Source organism: Pseudomonas sp. NFPP28 (assembly GCF_900115535.1).
GTDB classification, from domain to species: Bacteria; Pseudomonadota; Gammaproteobacteria; order Pseudomonadales; family Pseudomonadaceae; genus Aquipseudomonas; species Aquipseudomonas extremorientalis.
The window spans coordinates 702,434-725,244 of sequence record NZ_FOWT01000001.1 but is presented as its reverse complement, the minus strand read 5'-3'; the positions used below and the strand labels follow the sequence as shown (position 1 = coordinate 725,244).

General features: G+C 62.4%; 22 protein-coding genes. 13 read left to right on the top strand and 9 right to left on the bottom strand.

The window, feature by feature from the left end:
* Positions 1–189: 189 nt before the first annotated feature.
* Positions 190–1,647 (top strand): D-alanyl-D-alanine carboxypeptidase/D-alanyl-D-alanine endopeptidase, encoded by a 1,458-nt coding sequence (dacB, locus tag BM110_RS03400; RefSeq protein WP_093512377.1) that lies wholly within the window; start codon positions 190–192, stop codon positions 1,645–1,647.
* Between the two features lies 1 nt (position 1,648).
* On the opposite strand, the gene BM110_RS03395 is transcribed toward dacB, so the two are convergent.
* Complete coding sequence (locus BM110_RS03395) at positions 1,649–2,428, bottom strand: IclR family transcriptional regulator (RefSeq protein ID WP_071488610.1); 780 nt, start codon at positions 2,426–2,428, stop codon at positions 1,649–1,651.
* A gap of 120 nt (positions 2,429–2,548) precedes the next feature.
* On the opposite strand from BM110_RS03395, the gene hmgA reads away from it, so the two are divergent.
* The 4 genes from hmgA (at position 2,549) to BM110_RS03375 (ending at position 7,218) form a co-directional block, all read left to right on the top strand.
* Entirely contained in the window at positions 2,549–3,832 is a 1,284-nt protein-coding gene (hmgA, locus tag BM110_RS03390; RefSeq protein ID WP_093512375.1) for a homogentisate 1,2-dioxygenase, read from the top strand.
* A gap of 3 nt (positions 3,833–3,835) precedes the next feature.
* Complete coding sequence (gene fahA / locus BM110_RS03385) at positions 3,836–5,122, top strand: fumarylacetoacetase (RefSeq protein ID WP_092240910.1); 1,287 nt, start codon at positions 3,836–3,838, stop codon at positions 5,120–5,122.
* Positions 5,123–5,134: 12 nt separating this feature from the next.
* Positions 5,135–5,770 carry a maleylacetoacetate isomerase gene (maiA, locus tag BM110_RS03380; protein WP_093512373.1) on the top strand — a complete coding sequence of 212 codons (636 nt, stop codon included), beginning with the start codon at positions 5,135–5,137 and terminating at the stop codon, positions 5,768–5,770.
* A 77-nt stretch (positions 5,771–5,847) separates the two neighbouring features.
* Entirely contained in the window at positions 5,848–7,218 is a 1,371-nt protein-coding gene (locus BM110_RS03375) for an MFS transporter (protein WP_092240914.1), read from the top strand.
* Between the two features lie 35 nt (positions 7,219–7,253).
* On the opposite strand, the gene BM110_RS03370 is transcribed toward BM110_RS03375, so the two are convergent.
* Positions 7,254–8,057, bottom strand: coding sequence for a SirB1 family protein (locus BM110_RS03370; RefSeq protein ID WP_093512370.1), 804 nt, complete (start codon positions 8,055–8,057; stop codon positions 7,254–7,256).
* A 187-nt stretch (positions 8,058–8,244) separates the two neighbouring features.
* Here BM110_RS03370 and BM110_RS03365 point away from each other — a divergent pair, with 187 nt between their 5' ends.
* Positions 8,245–9,264: a Glu/Leu/Phe/Val dehydrogenase family protein gene (locus tag BM110_RS03365; protein ID WP_071488616.1), complete on the top strand. Its 1,020-nt coding sequence runs from the start codon at positions 8,245–8,247 to the stop codon at positions 9,262–9,264.
* Positions 9,265–9,318: 54 nt separating this feature from the next.
* On the opposite strand, the gene BM110_RS03360 is transcribed toward BM110_RS03365, so the two are convergent.
* A complete protein-coding gene (locus BM110_RS03360) occupies positions 9,319–9,579 on the bottom strand; it encodes a YebG family protein (RefSeq protein ID WP_003171979.1) in 261 nt (86 codons plus the stop codon).
* A 248-nt stretch (positions 9,580–9,827) separates the two neighbouring features.
* On the opposite strand from BM110_RS03360, the gene BM110_RS03355 reads away from it, so the two are divergent.
* Entirely contained in the window at positions 9,828–10,316 is a 489-nt protein-coding gene (locus BM110_RS03355; RefSeq protein ID WP_058427808.1) for a phosphate-starvation-inducible protein PsiE, read from the top strand.
* Here the strand turns inward: BM110_RS03355 and BM110_RS03350 are convergent.
* Together BM110_RS03350 and BM110_RS03345 are read right to left on the bottom strand one after the other, a co-directional pair.
* A complete protein-coding gene (locus BM110_RS03350; RefSeq protein ID WP_092240918.1) occupies positions 10,313–10,627 on the bottom strand; it encodes a DUF3509 domain-containing protein in 315 nt (104 codons plus the stop codon). The two genes, BM110_RS03355 and BM110_RS03350, sit on opposite strands and share 4 nt — an antisense overlap.
* A gap of 334 nt (positions 10,628–10,961) precedes the next feature.
* Positions 10,962–12,338, bottom strand: a complete 1,377-nt coding sequence (locus BM110_RS03345) for an L-serine ammonia-lyase (protein WP_093512367.1) — start codon at positions 12,336–12,338, stop codon at positions 10,962–10,964.
* A gap of 137 nt (positions 12,339–12,475) precedes the next feature.
* Between BM110_RS03345 and BM110_RS03340 the strand changes: the two genes are divergently transcribed.
* Positions 12,476–13,423 (top strand): LysR substrate-binding domain-containing protein, encoded by a 948-nt coding sequence (locus BM110_RS03340; RefSeq protein WP_092240922.1) that lies wholly within the window; start codon positions 12,476–12,478, stop codon positions 13,421–13,423.
* Positions 13,424–13,635: 212 nt separating this feature from the next.
* Complete coding sequence (locus BM110_RS03335; protein WP_092240924.1) at positions 13,636–14,046, top strand: HPF/RaiA family ribosome-associated protein; 411 nt, start codon at positions 13,636–13,638, stop codon at positions 14,044–14,046.
* A 51-nt stretch (positions 14,047–14,097) separates the two neighbouring features.
* Here BM110_RS03335 and BM110_RS03330 read toward each other — a convergent pair whose 3' ends face one another.
* The gene (locus BM110_RS03330; RefSeq protein WP_093512365.1) at positions 14,098–15,609 is read right to left on the bottom strand and encodes an MFS transporter; all 1,512 of its coding nucleotides are present in this window, start codon (positions 15,607–15,609) and stop codon (positions 14,098–14,100) included.
* Positions 15,610–15,714: 105 nt separating this feature from the next.
* On the opposite strand from BM110_RS03330, the gene BM110_RS03325 reads away from it, so the two are divergent.
* On the top strand, positions 15,715–16,587 hold the full coding sequence (locus BM110_RS03325; protein ID WP_093119601.1) for a LysR family transcriptional regulator: 873 nt from the start codon (positions 15,715–15,717) through the stop codon (positions 16,585–16,587).
* On the opposite strand, the gene fecA is transcribed toward BM110_RS03325, so the two are convergent.
* The 3 genes from fecA to BM110_RS03310 all read right to left on the bottom strand — a co-directional run bounded on the left by fecA (position 16,584) and on the right by BM110_RS03310 (position 20,438).
* Positions 16,584–18,920 (bottom strand): TonB-dependent Fe(3+) dicitrate receptor FecA, encoded by a 2,337-nt coding sequence (gene fecA / locus BM110_RS03320; RefSeq protein WP_093512363.1) that lies wholly within the window; start codon positions 18,918–18,920, stop codon positions 16,584–16,586. The two genes, BM110_RS03325 and fecA, sit on opposite strands and share 4 nt — an antisense overlap.
* Positions 18,921–19,011: 91 nt before the next feature.
* A complete protein-coding gene (locus BM110_RS03315) occupies positions 19,012–19,953 on the bottom strand; it encodes a FecR domain-containing protein (protein WP_093119598.1) in 942 nt (313 codons plus the stop codon).
* The gene (locus BM110_RS03310; protein WP_071488625.1) at positions 19,950–20,438 is read right to left on the bottom strand and encodes a sigma-70 family RNA polymerase sigma factor; all 489 of its coding nucleotides are present in this window, start codon (positions 20,436–20,438) and stop codon (positions 19,950–19,952) included. Before BM110_RS03310 ends, BM110_RS03315 begins: the two co-directional genes overlap by 4 nt.
* Before the next feature lie 170 nt (positions 20,439–20,608).
* On the opposite strand from BM110_RS03310, the gene BM110_RS03305 reads away from it, so the two are divergent.
* The 3 genes from BM110_RS03305 to BM110_RS03295 are packed head-to-tail and all read left to right on the top strand — an operon-like array spanning position 20,609 to position 22,809.
* On the top strand, positions 20,609–20,911 hold the full coding sequence (locus tag BM110_RS03305) for a DUF3649 domain-containing protein (protein WP_071488626.1): 303 nt from the start codon (positions 20,609–20,611) through the stop codon (positions 20,909–20,911).
* The gene (locus BM110_RS03300; RefSeq protein ID WP_093512361.1) at positions 20,908–22,482 is read left to right on the top strand and encodes a PepSY-associated TM helix domain-containing protein; all 1,575 of its coding nucleotides are present in this window, start codon (positions 20,908–20,910) and stop codon (positions 22,480–22,482) included. Before BM110_RS03305 ends, BM110_RS03300 begins: the two co-directional genes overlap by 4 nt.
* The gene (locus BM110_RS03295; protein WP_093512359.1) at positions 22,483–22,809 is read left to right on the top strand and encodes a DUF3325 domain-containing protein; all 327 of its coding nucleotides are present in this window, start codon (positions 22,483–22,485) and stop codon (positions 22,807–22,809) included.
* Positions 22,810–22,811: the final 2 nt, after the last annotated feature.

Below are 22,811 nucleotides of genomic sequence, written 5' to 3'. Positions count from 1 at the left end.
TGTGGCGAGCGGGCTTGCCCCGCGTTGGGCCGCGCAGCGGCCCCAAACCTGGTCGGTGAGAAATAACTGGTATAGCGCGGTGTTCTGATGGGGGCTGCTGCGCAGCCCAACGCAGGGCAAGCCTGCTCGCCACAGGGGGAGGGAGCTGTTAGCGTTGCTGCCACTGACCGCTTTAGGAAAACGCTACTGATGTACTTTGGAAAATGGATATCCACCAGCGGGATGCTGGTGGGCTTGAGCTTATTGCTGGGTGGCTGCGCGAGTGTTTCCCAGACGTCCACCCCAACCATCATCGACCAGTTGATGGCCGACCCGGCCCTCAACGGCGCCACTGTGTCCCTGATGGTGCGTGATGCCCGCAGCGGCAGCACCCTCTATCAACACAACCCGCGAACCCGCCTGATTCCCGCATCCAATCTCAAGCTGCTCACCACCGCAGCGGCGATGGATGTGCTGGGGCCGCAGTATCGTTTTTCCACGCAACTGTTGAGCGACGGCACGCAGCAAGGCGAGCGTCTCAGCGGCAACCTGTACCTCAAGGGCCTGGGCGATCCGACCACGCAGTTCGCCGACTACCAGGCATTGGCGGCACAGCTTGCCGGCCAGGGCGTGCGTCAGATCCAGGGCGACCTGGTGTTCGACGATAGCTTTTTCGACGCCGAACGCCTGGGCGTGGATTGGGCCCAGGACGACGAAAGCACCTACTACGGCGCGCAAATTTCGGCGCTGACCGTGTCACCCAATTCTGATTTTGATGCGGGCACGTTGCTGGTCACCGCCAAAGCCCCCGCCGTGGTGGGTCAGCCGGTCAGCGTGTTGGTGAGTCCGTCCACCGACTACGTGCAACTGGACAACCGTGCTGTCAGCGGCCCCGGCAACAATTACGGCATCACCCGCCAGCACGGCACCAACCTGCTGCAACTCACCGGCGCGTTGGCGCCGGGCAAGCAAAGCCGGCAGTGGGTGAGCGTGTGGGAGCCGACGCAACTGGTGGCGAATCTGTTTGAGCAAGCACTGGCGCAGCAAGGCATCCAAGTGCTCGGGCGTCGTGTGATCGGCGGTGCCAGTCCTGCGACGGCCAAGGTCGTGGCGGAACATCAGTCGGCGCCATTGCAGGAGCTGATCACGCCGCTGCTCAAGCTTTCGAACAACAACATGTCCGAAGCCTTGCTCAAGGCCATGGGGCGCAAGACGTCCAATGCGGGCACGGCGCAGGCGGGGGTGGCCGCGGTGGCGGACTTCATGCGGCGCCAGGGCCTGGACCCGACGACTCTCAGCCAGGTCGACGGTTCGGGCCTGTCGCGGCGTAACCTGGTGTCTTCCCAAGGCCTCACCGATCTGCTGCTGGCCACCGCCAGACAGCCGTGGTTCGACGCCTGGTACAACGCCTTGCCGATTGCCGGCAACCCGGACCGCATGACCGGTGGCAGCCTGCGCTATCGCCTGAGTGGGACGCCTGCGCAAAACAACCTGCACGCCAAGACCGGCTCCATGGCCGGCGTGTCGTCGCTGAGCGGCTACATCAGCGACGCCCAGGGCCGGCGCCTGGTGTTTTCAATGATCAGTAACAACTACCTGAGCAGCGCCGCGCCGATCCGCGCCCTGGAGAACCGCGTGGCGTTGGCCCTGACCCAATGGCACGATTAGTTCAGGGCTGATAACCCATGCGCCAACTCACGGCCCGGGTCGCCGCCAGCAAGCGCTGCGCCGCCGGGCCGTCTTCATCGGCATGGAACAACGAGGTAGGGCCGACCACGGTCATCACTGCCGCGACTTGGCCGATGGCGTTGAACACTGGTGCGGACAGCGCATCGACGCCGGGCATCAACAAACCATGCACAAAGTGCAGGCCACGGCTGCGGATCTGTTCGCAGGTGATGGCGTAGGCCTGGTCGTCCGCCAACGCATGGGCGATGCCGGCCTGGATCTCACGTTCGCGCAGCTCCACGGTTTCCCGCGACGGCAGGAAGGCGCTGAACACCAGCCCGGTGGACGAACTGAGCAACGGCAGCACCGAACCCAATTGCGTCACCACCGTCACCGCGCGCACCGCCGGTTCGATCTGCACCACGGTCGCGCCCTGGTTGCCCCACACCGCCAAAAAGCAGGTTTCATTCAATTCATCGCGCAACTCCGCCAGGGGCAGTGCGCCGACTTTCAGCACATCCATGCTGCCCAGCGCCGCCAGGCCCACACGCAACGCTTCGCGGCCCAGGCCATAGTGGTTGGTGGCGGTGTTCTGTTCGGCGAAACCCGAGGCGATCAGCGCCTGCAGGTAGCGGTGCACCTTGCTGGCCGGCATCTGTACGTGTTCGGCCAGGCGTGACAGCGACGTGGCCGGGGACAACTCGGCCAGGGCCTTGAGAATATCGGTGCCCACTTCGGCCGAGCGGACTTTCTGTTTACCGGTGTCGCGGGGCTTTTCCATGGAGGGACGAGAATCCGAGAGATGAATGGGCGTCTTTATAGCTTGACGGTCGATAGTGATCAAATTACGTTATGCGTAACTGGATTACGATAAAAACAACTTCCGTGCAGAGGATGATCCATGAACCTCGAATACCTGTCGGGCTTTGGCAATGAATTCGCCAGCGAAGCCTTGCCCGGCGCACTGCCCGTCGGCCAGAACTCCCCGCAAAAAGCGCCCTACGGTTTGTACACCGAACTGTTCTCCGGCACCGCGTTCACCATGGCCCGCAGCGAAGCCCGGCGTACCTGGCTGTACCGCATCCAGCCGTCGGCCAATCACCCGGCGTTTATCAGGCTTGAACGACAGTTGGCCGGTGGTCCGCTGGGCGCGGTGACGCCCAATCGCCTGCGCTGGAACCCGCTGGATATGCCGAGCGAGGCGACGGACTTTATCGACGGGCTGGTCGGGATGGTGGCTAATTCCGGGTCAGAAAAGCCCTCAGGCATCAGCATCCATCACTACCGCGCCAACCGCTCCATGGAGCGTGTGTTCTTCAACGCCGACGGCGAGTTGTTGGTCGTTCCCGAGCAAGGCCGCCTGCGCATCGCCACCGAGCTTGGCGTGTTGGAAGTGGGGCCACTGGAAATCGTCGTGTTGCCTCGTGGCCTGAAGTTCCGCGTCGAGCTGCTGGACGCGCAAGCGCGCGGTTACGTCGTCGAGAACCATGGCGCACCCCTGCGCCTGCCGGACCTGGGCCCCATCGGCAGCAATGGCCTGGCCAATCCGCGTGATTTCCTGACGCCGGTTGCGCACTATGAAGATGTGAAGAAACCGACGACGCTGGTACAGAAATTCCTCGGCGAACTCTGGGCCTGCGAGCTCGACCATTCCCCACTCAACGTGGTCGCCTGGCACGGCAACAACGTGCCGTACAAATACGACCTGCGCCGTTTCAACACGATTGGCACCGTCAGCTTCGATCACCCGGACCCGTCGATCTTTACCGTATTGACCTCGCCCACCAGCACCCACGGCCTGGCCAACCTCGACTTCGTGATCTTCCCGCCGCGCTGGATGGTGGCCGAGAACACCTTCCGCCCGCCGTGGTTCCACCGCAACCTGATGAACGAATACATGGGCCTGATCCAGGGTGCCTACGACGCCAAGGCCGAAGGCTTCCTGCCGGGGGGCGCATCTCTGCACAGCTGCATGAGCGCCCACGGCCCGGACGGCGAGACCTGCACCAAGGCCATCAACGTGGAGCTGGCGCCGCACAAGATCGATAACACCATGGCGTTCATGTTCGAGACCAGCCAGGTGCTGCGCCCGACCCAGTTCGCCCTGGACTGCCCGCAACTGCAACCTGCTTATGACGCGTGCTGGGCCTCGCTGCCCGCTACCTTCAACCCGAACCGGAGATAACCCATGACGCAGCCCACACTCACCCGCAGCTGGGTGGCCTCCGCCAACGGTCACACCGATTTCCCCTTGCAGAACCTGCCACTGGGTGTGTTCAGCATCAACGGCGGTGCGCCACGCAGTGGCGTGGCGATTGGTGACTCGATCCTGGATCTGCATGCCGCCATCGACGAGTTCAGTGGTGATGCCCGCCGCGCCGTCGAGGCTACCGCCGGTGGTCAACTGAACGCATTTTTTGAACTGGGCCGAGGCCCGCGCGTGGCCCTGCGCGAGCGTCTGCTGGAACTGCTGGCCGAAGGCAGCCCATTGCAAACCCGCGAGGCACAGGTACTGCACCGCGCCGCCGATTGCCGGATGCACGTACCGGCGCAGATCAACGACTACACCGACTTCTATGTGGGCATCGAGCACGCGCAGAACGTCGGCAAACTGTTCCGTCCCGATAACCCGCTGCTGCCCAACTACAAGTACGTGCCGATTGGTTACCACGGCCGCGCCTCGACCATCCGCGCCTCGGGCGCCGACGTGCGTCGTCCCAAGGGCCAGACCCTGCCGGCCGGCCAGACCGAGCCGACCTTCGGCCCGTGTGCACGCCTGGACTATGAGTTGGAACTGGGTATCTGGATCGGCCAGGGCAACGAGATGGGCGATTCGATTGCCATTGGTGACGCGGCGGACCACATCGCCGGTTTCTGCCTGCTCAATGACTGGTCGGCGCGGGATATCCAGGCCTGGGAATACCAGCCATTGGGGCCGTTCCTGTCGAAAAGCTTCATCACCACCATCTCACCGTGGGTGGTCACGGTCGAGGCACTTGAGCCGTTCCGCACAGCGCAACCGGCGCGCCCCGAAGGCGACCCGCAACCGCTGCCGTACTTGCTGGATAAACGCGACCAGGCTGCGGGCGCCCTGGATATCGAATTGGAAGTGCTGCTGACCACCGCCGCGATGCGCGAACAGAACCTGCCGGCATTCCGCCTGGCCCTGAGCAACAGCCTGCACATGTACTGGACTGTCGCGCAATTGGTGGCGCACCACAGCGTCAATGGCTGCCAGTTGCAGGCCGGTGACCTGTTTGGTTCGGGCACCTTGTCCGGGCCGCAGGCGGGCCAGTTCGGCAGCCTGTTGGAAATGACCGAAGGTGGCAAAAAGGCGGTCGAGTTGCCGTCCGGCGAGGTGCGCAAGTTCCTCGAGGATGGCGACGAAATCATCCTGCGCGCCCGCTGCCGCCGCGAAGGCTTTGCCTCCATCGGCTTCGGCGAATGCCGTGGCACCGTGGTCGCGGCGCGCTAGGAGGGCCCGGCGATGGAACTCTACACTTACTACCGTTCCACTGCGTCGTACCGGGTGCGCATTGCCCTGGCGCTCAAGGGCCTGGATTTCACTGCCGTACCGGTCAACCTGCTGGTGCCGGCGGGCGGTGCCAATCGCCAGCCGGAGTACCTGGCGATCAATCCGCAGGGCCGTGTGCCTTCGTTGCGCACCGATGAGGGCGAGCTGTTGATTCAGTCGCCGGCGATCATCGAATACCTGGAAGAACGTTATCCACAGGCACCGCTGCTCTCCAACGACCTGGCGACCCGCGCCCATGAGCGTGCGGTGGCCTCGATCATCGGCTGCGATATTCATCCGCTGCACAATTCCAGTACCCAGAACCTGCTGCGCCAGTGGGGGCATGACGAGGCGCAAGTGCTGGAATGGATCGGCCATTGGATCAGCCAGGGCCTGGGTACGGTGGAGCAGTTGATCGGTGACACGGGGTTTTGTTTTGGCGAGCAGCCGGGGCTGGCCGATACGTTCCTGATTCCCCAGTTGTATGCGGCGGAACGCTTCAAGGTGCCATTGGCGGCGTACCCGCGCATCGGGCGGGTGGCGGCATTGGCGGCGCAGAATCCGGCGTTTGTGAAAGCACACCCCGCCAATCAACCTGACACGCCTTAGGACACACTGTGGAAGGGTGCAAGCCCCTTCCACATTTTGACCTGCAACACCCTTATAAAAATAATAGGTACCTTGCGATGCATAATCAGATTGCCAGCTTTCGCGCGGCACTCGACGCCCGTCCGGTGTCGCGCTACCAGTGGTTGATTCTCCTGTTGCTGGCGCTGCTGCTGGTGACCGATGGCTACGACGCCCAGGTCCTGGGTTATGTGGTGCCGGCGCTGGCCCAGGACTGGGGGCTGGAGAAGGCTGCCTTTGGCCCGGTGTTCAGCGCCAACCTGCTCGGGCTGACCTTGGGCTCGTTGCTGGTCACCCCGCTGGCGGATCGTTTCGGGGTACGCCGTATCCTGCTCGGCTGTGTGCTGATCTACGCCACCCTGACTGTGCTGATGGTGTTCGCCAACTCGCTGACCACGTTGATGGCCGCCCGATTCATCTGTGGCATCGGCATGGGCGGCGCAATGCCGAGTGCGATGGCCTTGATGTCGGACTATTCCCCTCCACGCCTGCGCACATTGATGGTGACTTTGGCGGCTTGTGGTTTCTCGTTCGGCGGCGCGGCGGGCGGGTTTGTGGCGGCGGGGTTCATCGAAGGGTTTGGCTGGCAGGCCGTGTTTCTCGCCGGTGGCGTGACGCCGTTGCTGCTGTTTCCGTTTCTGGTGTGGCTGTTGCCGGAATCCTTGCCACGTCTGTTGCGCGACGCTCCGCCTTATGCGCGGCTGCAAAGCGTGACGTCGCGGATGTTGCCGGGCTGGCAACCGCCGTTGGCCACCGAGGCGCAAAACCAACAGGAGCAGGGCAGCAAACTGACGGTGGTGGAGTTGTTCCGCAATGGTTATGCACGACCGACGCTGCTGATCTGGGCGACCTTTTTTGTCAGCCTGATCCTGTTGTACTTCATGATCAGCTGGTTGCCGTCGCTGCTGCTGGAAAGTGGGCTGGCGTTGAAAGAAGCCAACCTGGTGACCTCGATGTTCCTGTTCGCCGGGACCTTGGGCGCCATCGGCATGGCCTGGTTCGCCGACCGTTTGAAAAGCAAGGTGCGGCTGTTGTCCGGCGTGCTGGCGATAGCGGCGGTGTGCACCATCCTGCTCGGCCTGAACCATGACAACCCCCGTTACCTGGTGGCCTGTGTGTTTGCAGCCGGGTTTTGCATCATCGGTGGGCAACTGACGCTCAATGCCTTTGCCAGCAATTTTTATCCGGCACAGGTGCGCGCCACGGGGACGGGCTGGGCGTTGGGGGTGGGGCGGTTTGGTTCAATCCTGGGCCCATTGTTTGGCAGCATGTTGCTGGCGATGCATATCCCGGTGGAGCAGATTTTCTTCTTCTGCGCGATACCGGCGGTAGTGGCGGCGTTGTTGATTATCCAGGTGCGTTCGCCTGGGGCTGGGGGGCCGAAGAGCGCGATGCCCGGCGATATTCTCAAGGCACCGGCCAATCACTGACACTGCGAGCGAACTAGCTGTGGCAAGTCGTGGGTTCAGTGCACCACTGAGTTGGGCGGCAAATGCCCCAGGCGTTCGGTCAGGCGCAGGCGCTGGATCGGGTCTTCGCTGAGCATCAGCGCGTGTTCCAGATCGAAGCGCTCGGCGTTGGGGCAGTCCAGGCGCTGGTACAGGCTGGCCCGTGCCAGGTAATCGGCGGCGCTGGCATTGCCTAGTTCCAGCACACGTTCGGCGTCGACCAGGGCCTCGAGCGGGGCGTCGTTGGACAGGTGCAATTGCCGCAAGTTGCGGGACAGTCGCTGCAGGATCGAACGCGGGTCGGCGGTGTGCAGGTGGTCGGCCTGCAGCTTGAGGTTGGGGCCGTACTGGCGTTGCAGCAGGTCGCGGCAATCATTGGGATACAGGCGCCGGCCGCCGCATGGGTCCAAGAGGTGATCGGCGCCGGGTACGCGCAGCAGGAAATGCCCGGGGAAGTTCACGCCGACCATGGGGATATCCATCCGTCGCGCCAGCTCCATGGCGATCAGCCCCATCGCCAGGGGTTGTCCGCGCTTGCGTTGCAACACCTTGTCCAGCAGGGCGGCGGCGGGGCGCAGCGGGGTGAATTCATCCTGGGTAAACCCCAGGTCATTCAGGCGCCGCAGCAGCGGCTGGCCCAGCTCATCCGCCGGCAGCATGGGCATGCCGATGTTCACCTGTTGTTGCAGCAGCGTCAGCTCCTGCAGGATCACGGATGGCTGCACCGCCGGGTCATGCTCGGCCGCAATCCACAACGCTGCTTCAAACAGCGCGGGCGGGGAGCTTTCCAGGCAGGCGAAAAAGGCTTTGCGGGGGTTCATTGCAATCTCCGGCGGATGCCCCCGTTTTAGCCTTGCTGGGAATTTTCGTCCAGTGGCTTGGGAAATATCCTGCGCGCTTATGTCGCAAGCCCTACCAAATCGGCCGGCTTATTCCAGCGTATTCCGGCAGTTTTCTACCGCAAGCCTATACTTGGCCCACTACCAGAAGTGACTCGGGAGCTTGACGATGTTTGCTCTCATGCACAGCACCCGCCTTGAATCGCTGCACTTGAGCGTCGACCCGGTCACCGGGCTGAAGGCGGTCATTGCCATCCATAACAGCCGTCTGGGGCCTGCCCTTGGCGGCTGTCGCTACCTCTCCTATCCCGACGACGAAAGTGCCGTGGCAGATGCTGCGCGCCTGGCCCAAGGCATGAGCTACAAGGCGGCCCTGGCCGGTTTGCCGGTGGGCGGTGGCACCGCCGTGATCCTGCGTCCCGCTCATGTGGAAAACCGTGCCGCCTTGTTTGAAGCCTTTGGACGTTGCATCGAACAGCTCGACGGACGCTACATCACCGCCATCGACAGCGGCACTTCGGTGGCCGACATGGACTGCATCGCCCAGCACACCCGCTACGTCACCAGCACCACCGCTGCGGGCGACCCTTCGCCCCACGCTGCCATGGGCGTGTTCGCCGGCATCCGCACCACCGCCATGGCACGCCTGGGCAGCGACAACCTCGAAGGCTTGCGTGTCGCCATCCAGGGCCTGGGCAACGTCGGCTTCGCCCTGGCTGAACAACTGCACGCGGCCGGGGCCGAACTGCTGGTGAGCGACATCGACCACGGCAAGGTGCAACTGGCCATGGAGCAACTGGGCGCACACCCCATCGCCAATGACGCCTTGCTCAGCACGCCGTGCGACATCCTCGCCCCCTGCGGCCTCGGTGCCGTGTTCAACCGCCAGAGCGTCGGCCAACTGCGCTGCGCCGCCGTGGCCGGTTCCGCCAGTGCACAACTGACCCACCTCGACAACGCGGATCAACTGGAGGCGCGTGGCATCCTCTACGCACCGGACTACGTGATCAACTCGGGAGGGCTGATCTACGTCGCCCTCAGGCACAGCGGCGCAGAGCTCCCTTCCATCACCGCGCACCTGTCCAACATCGGCACGCGCCTCACCGAAATCTTCGCCCACGCCCAGGCCGAAAAACGCTCACCCGCCCGCGTGGCCGACGAACTCGCCGAGCGCCTGCTTTACCAATAGCCAGGTATTAAAAAGGCCCTGAACCAATGATTCAGGGCCTGTTCAATTCGGGCTTTATTCCGCCGCCGCGTTCAGCAACTCGGACAACGCGTCCGGCTGGCTCTTGAACGCCTTGGCGAACACATCGCGGTTCTTCGCCATATAGATCCCGGCTTCTTCCACCTGCTGCTCGCTCAGGGACGGCACGGCTTTTTGCAACACTTCTGCGAGCAACTCGGCGAGTTCAAGCATCTTGTCATGACGGTCAGCTTCGGCTTTATCCATGAACAAACGCTCCAGATCTCGGCTGCTGCGGTATACCACTTCGACGGCCATTCACCACCTCACATGCCTTCACGATAGTTGTCTTTTGCGACTACTGTATTTATATACAGCGAAAAGGGTAAGCCAAACCGTGGGGTTTGGGTAGCAGTTTTTTAATGTAGTCTGGAAATACGGGATTGGAGTGCCTCATATCACCCCGCCATCATCTTATACCTGCCCCTGGCCTTTTTTCTGCATGCAGAACAACCGTCACGTCCAACCCGCATTATCCGGTCGAGTCGACCTAAGGAAGCATCATCGTGAAAATCAACTGGGCCGAAAGGCTGCGCCAGCAAGTACATGGTCTGGCCGAGTCCCTGGGCAATCTGTTCGTCGAGTCGTTCCACTACCTGGCGCTGTTCGCCATTGGTGCGGTGACGGCCTGGGCGGCGGTGATGGAGTTTCTGGGGATGCTGGAGAACGGACACATCAAGATCGATGACATCTTGCTGCTGTTCATCTACCTGGAATTGGGCGCGATGGTGGGGATTTACTTCAAGACCAACCACATGCCGGTACGCTTCCTGATCTACGTGGCAATCACCGCGCTGACGCGTCTGCTGATCTCCAACGTGTCCCATCACAACCCGCCGGATGTAGGCATCATCTACCTGTGCGGTGGGATTCTGCTGTTGGCGTTCTCGATCCTGGTGGTGCGCTATGCCTCATCGGCATTCCCTTCCGTGAAGGTCGAAGGCCCGCGTCGCAAGGGCGAGGCGAGCCTGGAAACCGAGAAGGGCGAGCTTTAAAGCCCGACGCTGAAGGGCAGGGTACGGGCAGGCGGGCGCTGTAGCACTTTGTGGTCGCCATCCGTCATTACCGTGAGGATGTCCATGGCGCTGTGGCCCTGCTCGATGGCGATGCCGAACTGGATGCTCTGCACCAGACGCTTGAGCCGCTTGGGATCATTGCGTTGCTCGGCGCTGATCATGCGTTTGGCTACCACGCCCTGCTCGTTGGAGAGGGTCAGCATGATGCTGCCGTCCAGGCGTTGGATGCTCAGATTGACGCGGTATTGCGGGGTGAAGGTATCGGTGATGATCTGAAAAGGATTGTCCATGGTGTGTTACCGCCTGATAAGAACATGCAGTCATTGACGACCGGTGTCGGGATTAGTTCGCGTCTCCTGACCACCGGCCACTTCGTCGTTGAGGTTTAACAAAGTCCGTTTGCCTCATGAGCTGTACAGCAAAGGCCGTGCCGTGTGGGGCGCGTATCTCAATGTGGGAGGGTGCTTGCCGCCGATAGCAGAGCTTCAGCCAATGAATGCTTGGCTGGAAGACCGCTATCGTGGGCAAGCCCACTCCCACCGTTGTTTTGGGTCGTGCTTGAGTGGGGTGACCTGTTTCAGGGCAGTCCCGAGAAAACGATCGCTGACAGCGCAATCAAGCCAATCAGCACTCCACCCAACTGACCGCCAGGCCGCCCCGTGAAGTTTCTTTGTATTTGTCATGCATATCGGCGCCGGTATCGCGCATGGTGCGGATCACCCGGTCGAGGGAAATGAAGTGCTTGCCGTCACCGCGCAGGGCCATTTGCGTGGCGTTGATCGCCTTGACGGCGGCGATGGCGTTGCGCTCGATGCACGGCACTTGCACCAGGCCACCGACCGGGTCGCAGGTGAGGCCGAGGTTGTGTTCCAGGCCGATTTCCGCGGCGTTTTCCAGTTGCTCGGGGGTTGCACCGAGCACGTCGGCCAAGCCGGCGGCTGCCATGGCGCAGGCCGAACCGACTTCGCCCTGGCAGCCAACCTCGGCACCGGAAATGGAAGCGTTTTTCTTGCAGAGGATGCCGACGGCGGCGGCGGCCAGGAAGAAATTGACCACGTCGTCGTCAGACGCGTCGGCGTTGAACTTCATGTAGTAATGCAGCACGGCCGGGATGATCCCGGCTGCACCGTTGGTGGGCGCGGTGACCATGCGCCCGCCGGCAGCGTTTTCTTCGTTGACGGCGAGGGCGAACAGATTGACCCATTCCATGGCGGACAAGGTGGAGGTGATGACATTCGGCTTGCCGATTTCCAACAGGCTGCGGTGCAGTTTCGCCGCGCGGCGTGGCACATCCAGGCCGCCCGGCAGGATGCCTTCATCGCGCAGGCCTTGCTCCACGCATTCGCGCATCACCGACCAGATATGCAGCAGGCCACTGCGGATATCGGCGTCGCTGCGCCACGCACGTTCGTTGGCCATCATCAGTTCGGAAACCCGCAGGCCGTGCTTGTTGCACAAAGCCAGCAGTTCGACAGCGCTGGAGAAGTCGTAGGGCAATTGCACATCGCTGGCCGGTGCGATGCCGGAGGCGGCTTCGGCGGCTTCGATAATGAAACCACCGCCTACCGAGTAATAGGTTTGCTCGCTCAGCAGGCCGTTTTCACCGTAGGCGTGCAGGGACATGGCGTTGGGGTGGTAGGGCAGGCTTTCGTCCAGTAGCAGGAGGTCGGTGTGCCAGTTGAAGGCAATGTCCTGCTGGCCGGCGAGTAACAGTCGCCCGGATTCACGCAGTTGCTGGATACGCGCATTGATCGAGGTGGGGTCGACGGTGTCCGGCCACTCACCCATCAGGCCCATCACACAGGCGCGATCGGTGGCATGCCCTACACCGGTGGCGGACAGCGAGCCATACAAGCGTACTTCCACGCGGCGGGTGCCGCTCAACAATCGTTGGTCGATCAGGGCTTGGGCAAAGGTCGCCGCCGCGCGCATGGGGCCGACGGTATGGGAGCTGGAAGGGCCGATGCCCACTTTGAATAGATCAAAAACACTGATAGCCATGCTAAACCCTTACAAGCAATGGAGTAGGAATCGCTGCCATGTTTTGTAGGACGAGCGCAATTGGCGCGATACTGAGCCTCTGGCACGGCACTGACCAACGAATTATCCTAAGACACCCTTTAGCAGGACTAAACGCTATGATCCGGCCCCTCCATGGCCAGACGTATGTCTGGCTGCACGTTTTTTCCTGTGCTGCGCGGCACCTGTCGTTCACCCGTTGCGCCGAAGAACTGCACATCACGCCGGGCGCGGTGAGCCAGCAAATCCGCCAGTTGGAAGAGCGATTGGGGTTTCGTCTGTTTCATCGACGCGCCCGTGGGGTGGAGCTGAGTGCCGAGGGGCAACGTTTGGCCGCGACGGTGGGCGAGGCCTATGGCAGCATCGACGCGGAGTTGCAGCGCCTGGACGCGGGAATGATCAGCGGCACCTTGCGCCTGCGCTCGATCCCGTCGTTTCTCGGCAAGTGGCTGACCCCTCGGTTACCGCGTTTGCAGCAGCGCTTTCCGGATATCCAATTGCGTATGGTCGCCGAGGACAGCAGCATCGCCTTGCATGAGGGCGACTTCGACCTGGCCGTCGACTTGAACGACGGCAGCTACCCCGGCCTGTTATCCACCGCCTTGCTCGACGAGCAGATCTTCCCGGTGTGCGCGCCGAGCCTGCTACGCGGTCGCCCACCGTTGCATGGGCCGGCCGACCTGGTGCATTTCCCGCTGCTGCATGACATCACCGCCTGGCGTGGCAGTTATGAGTATGCGGAGTGGGAGTTTTACTTGAATGCCATCGGCTACCACGACGCCGATGTGCGCCGTGGCCACACCTTCAACCGCAACCACCTGACCATCGAAGCCGCCATCGCTGGCATGGGCGTGGCCATCGCACGCCGCACCTTGCTCAACGATGAATTGGAGCGCGGCACCTTGATCGTGCCCTTCGGCCTGGCCGTGCCTAACCATAAACGCTACGTACTGCTGTATGCGCCGGGTGCGCTGAGCCATCCGGGCGTGCGTGCGGTACATGATTGGCTGGTGGAGGAGGCGGAGATCTTTCGCGGATTGCACCCGTTGGGTGAGGGGCAACTGTAAGGTTGATTGCACGTAAGAAGATGTAACTAACTCCCCACCCTAACAGCGTTTTTGCTCGTCGTCAGGCTTAATTTGTAATGTAGGATTTATCTTTGCAAAGGGGTTGAATTGTTCTGCGGACTGCTCAATTGTGTAATCAAGAGGTCATGGTTTCACCGCCCCGGTGTCGCAGTTGTGACCTCTCGCGAGCTAGCTGAAATAAGGGAAGAACTATGCAAATCCAAGTCAATAGCGATAACCATATTGAAAGCAGCATCCGACTGGAGGAGTGGGTACGTACTACCATTGAGAGCACGCTCGAACGTTACGAAGAAGACCTGACCCGAGTGGAGGTCTACCTGCGGGATGAGAACGGCGACAAGCCCGGTCCCCACGATTTGAGTTGCCGCCTGGAAGCGCGGCCAAAAGGCCATCAGCCACTGTCGGTGCTGCATAAGGCCGATACGCTGGAACAGGCCATCGACGGTGCGGCGACTAAGCTGGACCATGCGTTGGAACATCTGTTTGGCAAACTGCAAGGCAAGCCACGCGCTGCCGCGAAAAACCAGCCAATCAATAAAGTGAATGAAGACGCGTTGGAAGAGGAATTCCTGGAAAACGAAAACGCTGTCATTAACGGCTGACCGATTTTCACCCCCCTACAAACGGGCCTGCAACTGCAGGCCCGTTTTCATTTACTGTCCGCGTCGGAAAAAGTACCGGCTCGATAGCGCCAGCCCACATGCACCCAACCCTGCAAACAGCATCGCCCAGCCGGCACCGTGGCGCAGTGCGGCCTGGGCCTGCGCGGCGTTCAACGCCGGTACATCGAGCTTGCCGGCCGCAATGTTCTGGCTGATGCCCGGCCAATCCAGCGCCGTGGTTTCGGGCAGCACACCGGCCAGTTGATCGCTGATCCCCAGCAACAGCACCAGCCCCATCAACGCGATGTTGAGCGCCAGGGTAATCAGCCGTGCGCTGAGGTCGATGCCCGAGGCCATGCCGGCGCGGTCCGTCGACACCGAGCCGGTCGTGGTGTTGGTGGTGGGGGAGTTGGTCAGCGCCAGGCCTGTGCCGGCAATGATGCAACTGCCCAGGATCAGCAGGATACTGGGTTGCGCCACCCCATTGGCAGCGGCCATGGCCAGGAAGCCGACACCCATCAACCCCAGGCCCAACGGAATGATGCGCTCGGCGCCATAGCGCAGGGCCAGGCGCTCAGCCAGCGGCGGTACCAGCAGTGTGGGCAGGGTGTAGGCGAGCAGGGCGCCGCCGCTGGTCAGGGTGTCGTAGCCCAGGCCGGCCTGGAAATACAGCGGCAGGTAGATCATGAACGGCCAGAAGCTGAAATTCATGCCGATCGAGCCCATCAAGGCGCCATTGAAGCGCTGGATGCGCAATACCGAGAAGTCGAACATCGGGTGGGCGCTGCGTCGTTCAACGACGATGAACAACAGCAACCCGGCCACCGCCAGTCCCGCCCAGCCGAGCATGACCGGTGTGCCAAAACCGTTCTCGGTGCCCTGGGTGATGAAATAGACCAGCGCGAACACCGACAGCGTCAAGGTGAGCATACCGGCGATGTCCAGGCGATGGCCGGCCGGGTCACGGGACTCCTGCACGCTGACATGCAACAGCACCAGGGTGAACAGGGTGAGCGGTACATGCACCAGGAACACCCAGCGCCAGTCCGCCACTGCCAGGATCAGCGCCCCCACCATCGGCCCGAAGCCCAGGCCCACGCCGGCGATTACGCCCCAGATTGCGAACGCCCGTGCCCGCGCCGCCGGTTCGCGAAACAGGTGCGACAGAATCGCGAACTGGCAGATCATCATCGCCCCGGCGCCCACGCCCTGGACGAAGCGCGCGGCAATCAGCGTCGGTGCATCGTTCGCCAACCCACACGCCAGCGAAGCCAGTCCGAACAACCATAGGCACAGCACCAGTATGCGCTTGCGGCCAAAACGGTCCGCCAGGCTGCCGGCTGCCATCAATACGCTGGTGCAGGCCAGGGTGTAGGCATTCATGATCCATTGGGCATCCTGGAAGCCTGTGCCCAATTGCTGCTCCAGCGTGGGCAGGATCACCGGCACGCTGGAGATTTCCAGGCCGAACATCAGGGCGACGAGGCACACGGCGGTGAGGGCGAGGCCGTTTCTGGCGGTGCGAGGTGGGTTGATGGCCGATAAGGTGGCGGCGGGTGGCATGGGATTCTCCTGAGGTCGAGGGGTCGTTAGATTTTCAGGGGAATCTGTTTCTTTATTCGTGATAAGTTTTCCGTCAACAGGGGAATCAAGGGCGACAATAAAATCATGGCCACTGCGCGTTTCGATGGCATTGAACTCTTTCTGCAGATCGTCGAAAGCGGCAACCTGACGGAAGCCGCCGAACGCCTGAACCTGACGCGCTCGGCGGTGGGCAAGGGCCTGGCGCGGCTGGAGGCGCGGCTGGGGACTTGCCTGTTGCAGCGCTCCACTCGCCGCCAGCGTCTGACGGAAGACGGGCAGGCTTACTACGAGCATTGCCTGCGCGCACTGGCCGAACTCGAAGCCGCCGAATCGGTGCTGGAGAGTGGCCGGCAGTTGCCACGCGGCCGGCTGCGCGCCAGCGTGCCGCTGGCCTTCGGGCATCACTATGCGGCGCCCGCGTTATGGGGGTTGATGGACCGTTACCCGCAACTGGAGATCGAGGTGTGTTTTGCTGACCGTATCACCGACCTGGTGCAGGAAGGCTTCGATATCGCCGTGCGAATCGGTGCTTTGCCTGACACCGAACGCTTGAGTGCACGGCGCCTGGGCGAACAGTCCGTGGGGCTGGCCGCTTCACCGGCGTACTTGCAGCGGGTGGGACGGATTGAATCGACGGATGACCTTGCCGGCCACCGCGGCATTGCCTACCGCAGCAACACCCCGCACCGTTCGCGGGTCGTATCGCCGTTGGTGCTGGATGACCTCCAGGCCGTGGCGGACGCTGCTATCGCGGGCGTCGGCCTGGCCTGGTTGCCCAGTTGGTTGATTGCACACTATGTGCTGCGCGGGCAGTTGGAAGCGGTGTTGCCCGCCTACCGTGAGCAACCCTCGCCGATCCACGTGATCTGGCCGACCGCCGCGCATATGCCGGCCAAGACCCGCTGCGCCATCGACGCCCTGGTCGCGGCCACTCCCAGTTGCCTGGCGGGCAGTTAGAACGCGATCGAGGTCTGTACGTACACCGTGCGCGGCTCGCCGACGTATTTGCCCTTGTTGTTATCGTCGAACGAGCGCGTGTAGTACTGCTTGTTGAAGATGTTTTTCACCCCCACCGCTACGTTCAAATCCGACAACTGCGGGCCGAAGTCGTAGGCGGCACGGCTGCTGAACAACATATAGCCCGGGATACGTCCGTTGGCACCGTCGGCACTTTCGGCCTGGGTGTTGGCGTTGTCGGCGAACTGGCTGCTCTGGTAGCTGCTGTCCAGGTTGAGTTTCCAGCGGCCTTCGGTGTAACCCACGCCAAGGGTGCCTTTGTGCTTGGACGAGAAGGGCACGCGGTTGCCTTTGTTCGGGCCGTCCTCGCGGATGGTGGCGTCGACGTAGGCGTAAGTGGCGTACACATCAAACCCGGCCAGCGCCGGGCTCAAGCCATCGAGCGCGTAGTTGACGCTGGTCTCGATACCCTGGTGGCGGGTTTCGCCACGGGCAATCACCGAGTCGTTGGTCTGGTTGCTTTCGTACTGGTTGTCGAAGTTGATCAGGAACGCGCCGATCTCGGCACGCAAGGTGCCGTCGTCGTAACGGGTACCCAGTTCCCAGGTGCGGGCTTTTTCCGGTTTCACTTCGCCGCTGGTCACGCGGTTGGGCATCTGGCTGTACTGCACGCTGCCGAACGAACCTTCGGTGTTGGCATAGAGGTTCCAGCTGTCGGTGAGGTGGTAGAGCACGTTCAGGGCCGGCAGCGCGGTGTTGTAGTCACCCTTGTATTTGACGTTGCTCAGGTTGTTGGTCTGCTGGGACTCGATCATCTCGTAGCGCACGCCCGGGGTGATGGTCCACTTGCCGATATCGATCCGGTCGTCGATGAAGAATGCATTGGCTTCGGTGCCGCCACGGGTGTCGCGGTCGTTGCGGCTGTTGGTAGTGGGAATCTGCTGGTTGGCGGCAATCGGCGTGCGATAGCGCAGCTCGTGGCCGGCCTCGTTGATGTAGCGGTAGCCGACGCCTACTTCGTGGCTGCTCGGGCCCACATCAAAGCCTTGGGCGAAGCGGGTCTCGATGCCACGCACCCAGTACTCGCGCGGGGACAGCGAGAGGAAGGTGCCCTGGTCCAGGTAACCACTGCGCAGGGTCTTGGTGAAGAAGCTATTCACGGTGAACTCGCGACGATCCTGCTCATAGCGGTAGCCGACGTTGAACATCGTGCGGCGGCCCCAGAATTTGTCGTAGGGGCGGGTGGACTGGTATGGATCGGCCTTGTAGTCCGCAACGTTCAACCCCCCAGGCATATCGGCCTGGCCTTCGTAGTACTGCGCCATGGCGTTGAAGCTGTTGGCGTCGTCGAGCTGGTATTTGCCCTTGAGGATCAGGTCATCGATGCGCGTGTTGCTGTTCTCGCGCCAGTCGCCGCCACGGGTGCCGGAGTACAGCAGCGCACCGCCCAGGCCATTGTCGGCCGTGCCGCCGGCCAGCAGGTTGCCGGTGGTCTTGAAGCCGTCATGGCTGGAGGACGGGCTGGTTTCGGTCTGCAGGCCGCCTTTCACCGTGGGCGCATCCGGGATCGCGCGGGTCACGAAGTTGACCACGCCACCGACGTTCTGCGGGCCGTAGCGCACGGCGCCGCCGCCACGCACCACGTCGACGGCATCCATGTTGCCCATGCTGATCGGCGCAAACGACAGTTGTGGTTGGCCGTACGGCGCAAACGGCACCGGAATACCGTCCATCAGCACCGTGGAGCGCGAGGCCAGGCGCGGGTTGAGGCCGCGAATACCGAAGTTCAGCGCCATGTCGTGGCTGCCGGTGCCGTTGTTGTCCGGGGCGTTGACGCCGGGGATGCGATTGAGCACGTCCCTGGCCTGGGTGGCGCCCTGGCGTTCGAACTCTTCGCGGCGGATCACATCTCGGGCGCCGGGGTGTTCGAACACATTGGTTTGCGCTGCGTCGCCGAGCCAGTCGCCGACCACGCTGGAGGTGCCCAACTCAATAGTGGTCGGTGCATTGGCCGGTTGCAGGCTGTAGGCATTGTCGCCTTCGGCGCGGGCTTGCAGGCCGGTGCCTTCCAGCAGTTTCTGCAGGCCGTCGGCGGCGCCATAGTTACCGGACAAGCCACGACTCTGCATGCCCGCGGTGACTTGCGAACCGAAGGAAATCAGCACACCCGCTTCACGTCCGAATTGATTCAACGCCGCTTCGAGCGAAGTCGGCGCGATGTGATACGGCTTGGCATCGGCCGCCATGGCGTGTGGCAGTACCGTAAGACTCAGGCTGGCGCCAAGTAGGAACTGGCGCAGGGTGCGGGCGAGAAGCGTGGGTTGCTGGGGCATGAAGAGCGGTCCTGAGAAGGAAGGATCAAGGGGGCTTTCCTTCTCTGTCACGCGAGGTGTGGAAAACGGCTCACAGTGTTTTGAATTAATTTCAGGCGCGTGCCTGCACCGTCACCCAATACCGCGTGAAGCGCCGCACTTTGACCGGCAGGCTCACTTCCAGCAGGTCCAGAATCCGTTCGCTGTCGTCCAGCGGGTAGCTGCCGGAGATCAGCAGGTTGGCCACCTGTGGGTCGCAATTGACCTGGCCACGACGATAACGGCCGAGTTCGCCGAGGAAATCTTCCAGGCGCATGTGAGCTGCGACCAGCATGCCGTCGGCCCAGGCGCCGCTGTTGGCGTCGCTAGGGCGCGGGGTGTCCCAGCCTTTGCGGGTGAAGTTGACCTGGCGCGCGGCCTCGACCGTCAGCGGCAGGCCGCTGTAGGTGTTGGGCATTACCTCGACGCGGCCATTGAATACCGCCAACTGGGTGTGGTCGTTGAACTGACGCACGTTCATGCGTGCGGCCTGGCTGGTAAGTAGACCCTGGCCGGTCAACACGTTAAGCGGTGTGTTGCCGGCGATACCGGTCAGCAGGATTTCGCCTTCAAGCAGGCGGATCAGTCGTTGCCTGCCATCGAAGTGCACATCCACCGCGCTGCCGGTATTGAGTTGCAACTGGCTGCCATCGGCCAATTGCACCTTGCGGCGTTGGCCGATGGGGCTGCGGTAGTCGGCGCTCAGCGGCGGCAGGATATGTTGCTGGCGCAGGCCCCAGGCGGCGGCCGAACCGGCGCCGAGGATCAACAGCAACTTGAGCGCCTGGCGGCGGCTGGTGGAGGTTGGCGCGTTCAACGCCGCATGGGCAAGGGGCGAGGGCATGCCGCGCAGGCGCTGGTTGACGCGTTGCATGTGGTCCCAGGCGCGCTGGTGTTCGCTGTGGGCGTTCAGCCAGTGTTGCCAGGCAGCCTGCTGGCGAGGGTTGAGTCCACCTTGCTGCATTTCCATCAGCCAATGCACGGCCTGTTCGGCGACTTGAGTGGAGAAGTTCATAGGGCGAAATAGCAGCGCATGGCCGCTTTGGTCAGGTGACGTTTGACGGTGGCGATGGAAATCCCAAGCTCCGCGCCGATTTGCGCGTAGGTCAGCCCATCCAGTTGCGCCAGCAGGAAGGCGCGCTTGACCTGCACCGGCAGGCCGTCGAGCAGTTGGTCCAGCTCGACCAGGGTTTGCAGGATGATTGCGCGTTCTTCTTCCGATGGCGCCACGTGTTCGGGCATGTGTGCCAGGGCATCGAGGTAGGCGCGTTCCAGGTCCTGGCGGCGGTAGAAGTTGAACAGCACGCGCTTGGCAACCGTGGTGAGAAACGCGCGGGGCTCGACCAGGGTGGGCGTTTCCCGCGCGGTGAGCACGCGCATGAAGGTGTCCTGGGCCAGGTCGGCGGCGCTTTCCGGGCAGCCGAGCTTGCGTCGCAACCAGCCGGTGAGCCAGTGGTGATGGTCGGTGTACAAAACTTCGACGGTGTTGGACGGGCTCAACGGGGACACTCCACAAGCATCGCCATGCTTTAGAGAACAAGAATTGTTCGCATTGTAGGGCGCATGGGTGGCTTCGGCAATCCATCCGCACAGGTGATTCATCCGTTCTGTTTTGCTTATGAGAATATTTATCATTAATATTGCGCGCTGATGAACCTGGCGCCTCCCGCATGAAAAGCAAAACCTCGCTGCCTGTCTCCTATCGTCTCGCCGTGACCTCGCGTGTGCTGGCTGCCGTGGTGGGCGGTTACCTGATGGCGTCCCTGGCCAGCATCTGTCTGGCGCTGTGGCTGCCTACTTCTCGCGCCGATGCGGTGATCACCGGAATGATGAGTTCCTTCGTGTTTTACCTGCTCGCTGTGCTCTGGTGTTTCGCCTGCCGCAGTGCCGCACGCGCCTGGTTCGGTGTGCTGCTGCCAAGTGCGGCGTTCGCCACCCTGGCGGGCGTGGGCTTGTGGATGACACGAGTATGAAAGAGGGTTTCCGTCAGGCCATGGCCTGGTTGCACACCTGGGCCGGGTTGATCTTCGGCTGGCTGCTGTTTGCGATTTTCCTGACAGGCACCCTTTCGTATTTCAAGGACGAGATCAGCCACTGGATGCAGCCCGAAGTGCAGGCCCGTCCCCTGGACGATGCGCGCAGCCTCACCGTGGCCCAAACCTATCTGCAGCAGGTCGCACCCACCGCCGCGCGCTGGTTCATCACCTTGCCGGACAGCCGCGACCCCGGCCTGTCAGTGATGTGGCAGGACAAGGTCGACCCCGGCAAGCGTGGCAACTTCATCCAGAAAACCCTCGACCCCGTCACCGGCCAGGCCGTGCAGGCCCGTGAAAGCATGGGCGGCGAGTTCTTCTACCGGTTCCACTTCCAACTGCAAATGCCTCACCCGTGGGGGCGCTGGCTGTCGACCATCGCCGCGATGGTGATGTTCATCGCGCTGATCACCGGCATCATCACCCACAAGAAAATCTTCAAGGACTTCTTCACCTTCCGTCCCCGCAAAGGCCAGCGTTCCTGGCTCGACGGGCACAACGCGGTGGGTGTGCTGGTGCTGCCTTTCCATTTGATGATCACCTACAGCAGCCTGGTGATCTTCATGAGCATGGTGATGCCGGCGCCGATCCTGGCTTCCTATGGCAACGACACCCGCGCCTTTTTCAGCGAGGTGTTCCCGAACACCAACAACGCGCCTGCATCGGGCCAGCCAGGCACATTGCTGCCGCTGGTGCCGATGTACGAGCAGGCGCGGGCACAGTGGGCGGGCGGGCATGTGGGGCGCGTGGCGGTGAATAACCCCGGCGATGTGAACGCCTCGGTCAATGTATTGCGCGCCGGTTCCGACAGCGTAGTGCACGATTTCGGCAGTACCGTGTCCTTCAATGGCAGCACCGGCGAACTGTTGCGAGTGAGCGGCGGGCAGTCGCTGCCGGCGGCCATCGGCGGCAGTTTCTACGGCCTGCACATGGGCCATTTCGCCGGCCCGGTGCTGCGCTGGTTGTACTTTATCTGCGGGCTGGCGGGCACGGCGATGATCGGCACCGGGCTGGTCATCTGGCTTGGCAAGCGTCAGCTCAAGCACCTCAAGAGCAATGTGATGCCGTTTGAACTGCGTCTTGTGGAAGTACTCAACATCGCCAGCATGTCCGGCCTGATGATCGCCATCGCGGCGTTTTTCTGGGCCAACCGCCTGCTGCCGGTGACCTTCGCCGAACGTTCCGGCTGGGAAGTGCAAACCTTCTTTATTGCCTGGGGCCTGAGCCTGCTGCACGCCATCCTGCGGCGTGGCCGCCAGGGTTGGGTCGAGCAGTTGAGCGTCGGCGCATTGCTGTTTATCGCCATTCCATTGCTCAACGCGTTGACCACCTCGCATCACCTGGGCGTTTCATTGGCCACCGGAGACTGGGCCATGGCCGGCTTCGACCTGACGTGCTTGGCCAGCGGAATATTCCTCGGCTGGGCCGCCTGGAAGATGCGGCATCGCACCGTGCCTGCGCCCAAGGTTGAACGCACACGCGGGTTGACGCTCAAGCAGGAGGCGAACTGAATGCTGCTTGCACTGCTGATGTGCTACGCCGGGTTTGCTGCGTTGTGCTTGTCCACCGACCGTCATCACGGCGAACTGTTGCACAGTAGACCCACGCCTCGCCGGCGCCTGGGTTTGCGTGTGGCCGGGTGGTTGCTGCTGACCGTGTCGATCTGGCCCGCCGTGGCCATCGCCGGTTGGGGCCAGGGCCTGGTGGAGTGGTGCGCCGTGTTGATGCTCAGCGCACTGCTGTTGGTGCTGCTGTTGCCGTATCGGCCAAGGCTGGCCCTGATCCTGGCGGGTGTCGGCCTGCTCGCCAGCCCTGTCGCAGCCTTCGCCACCCTCTGAGC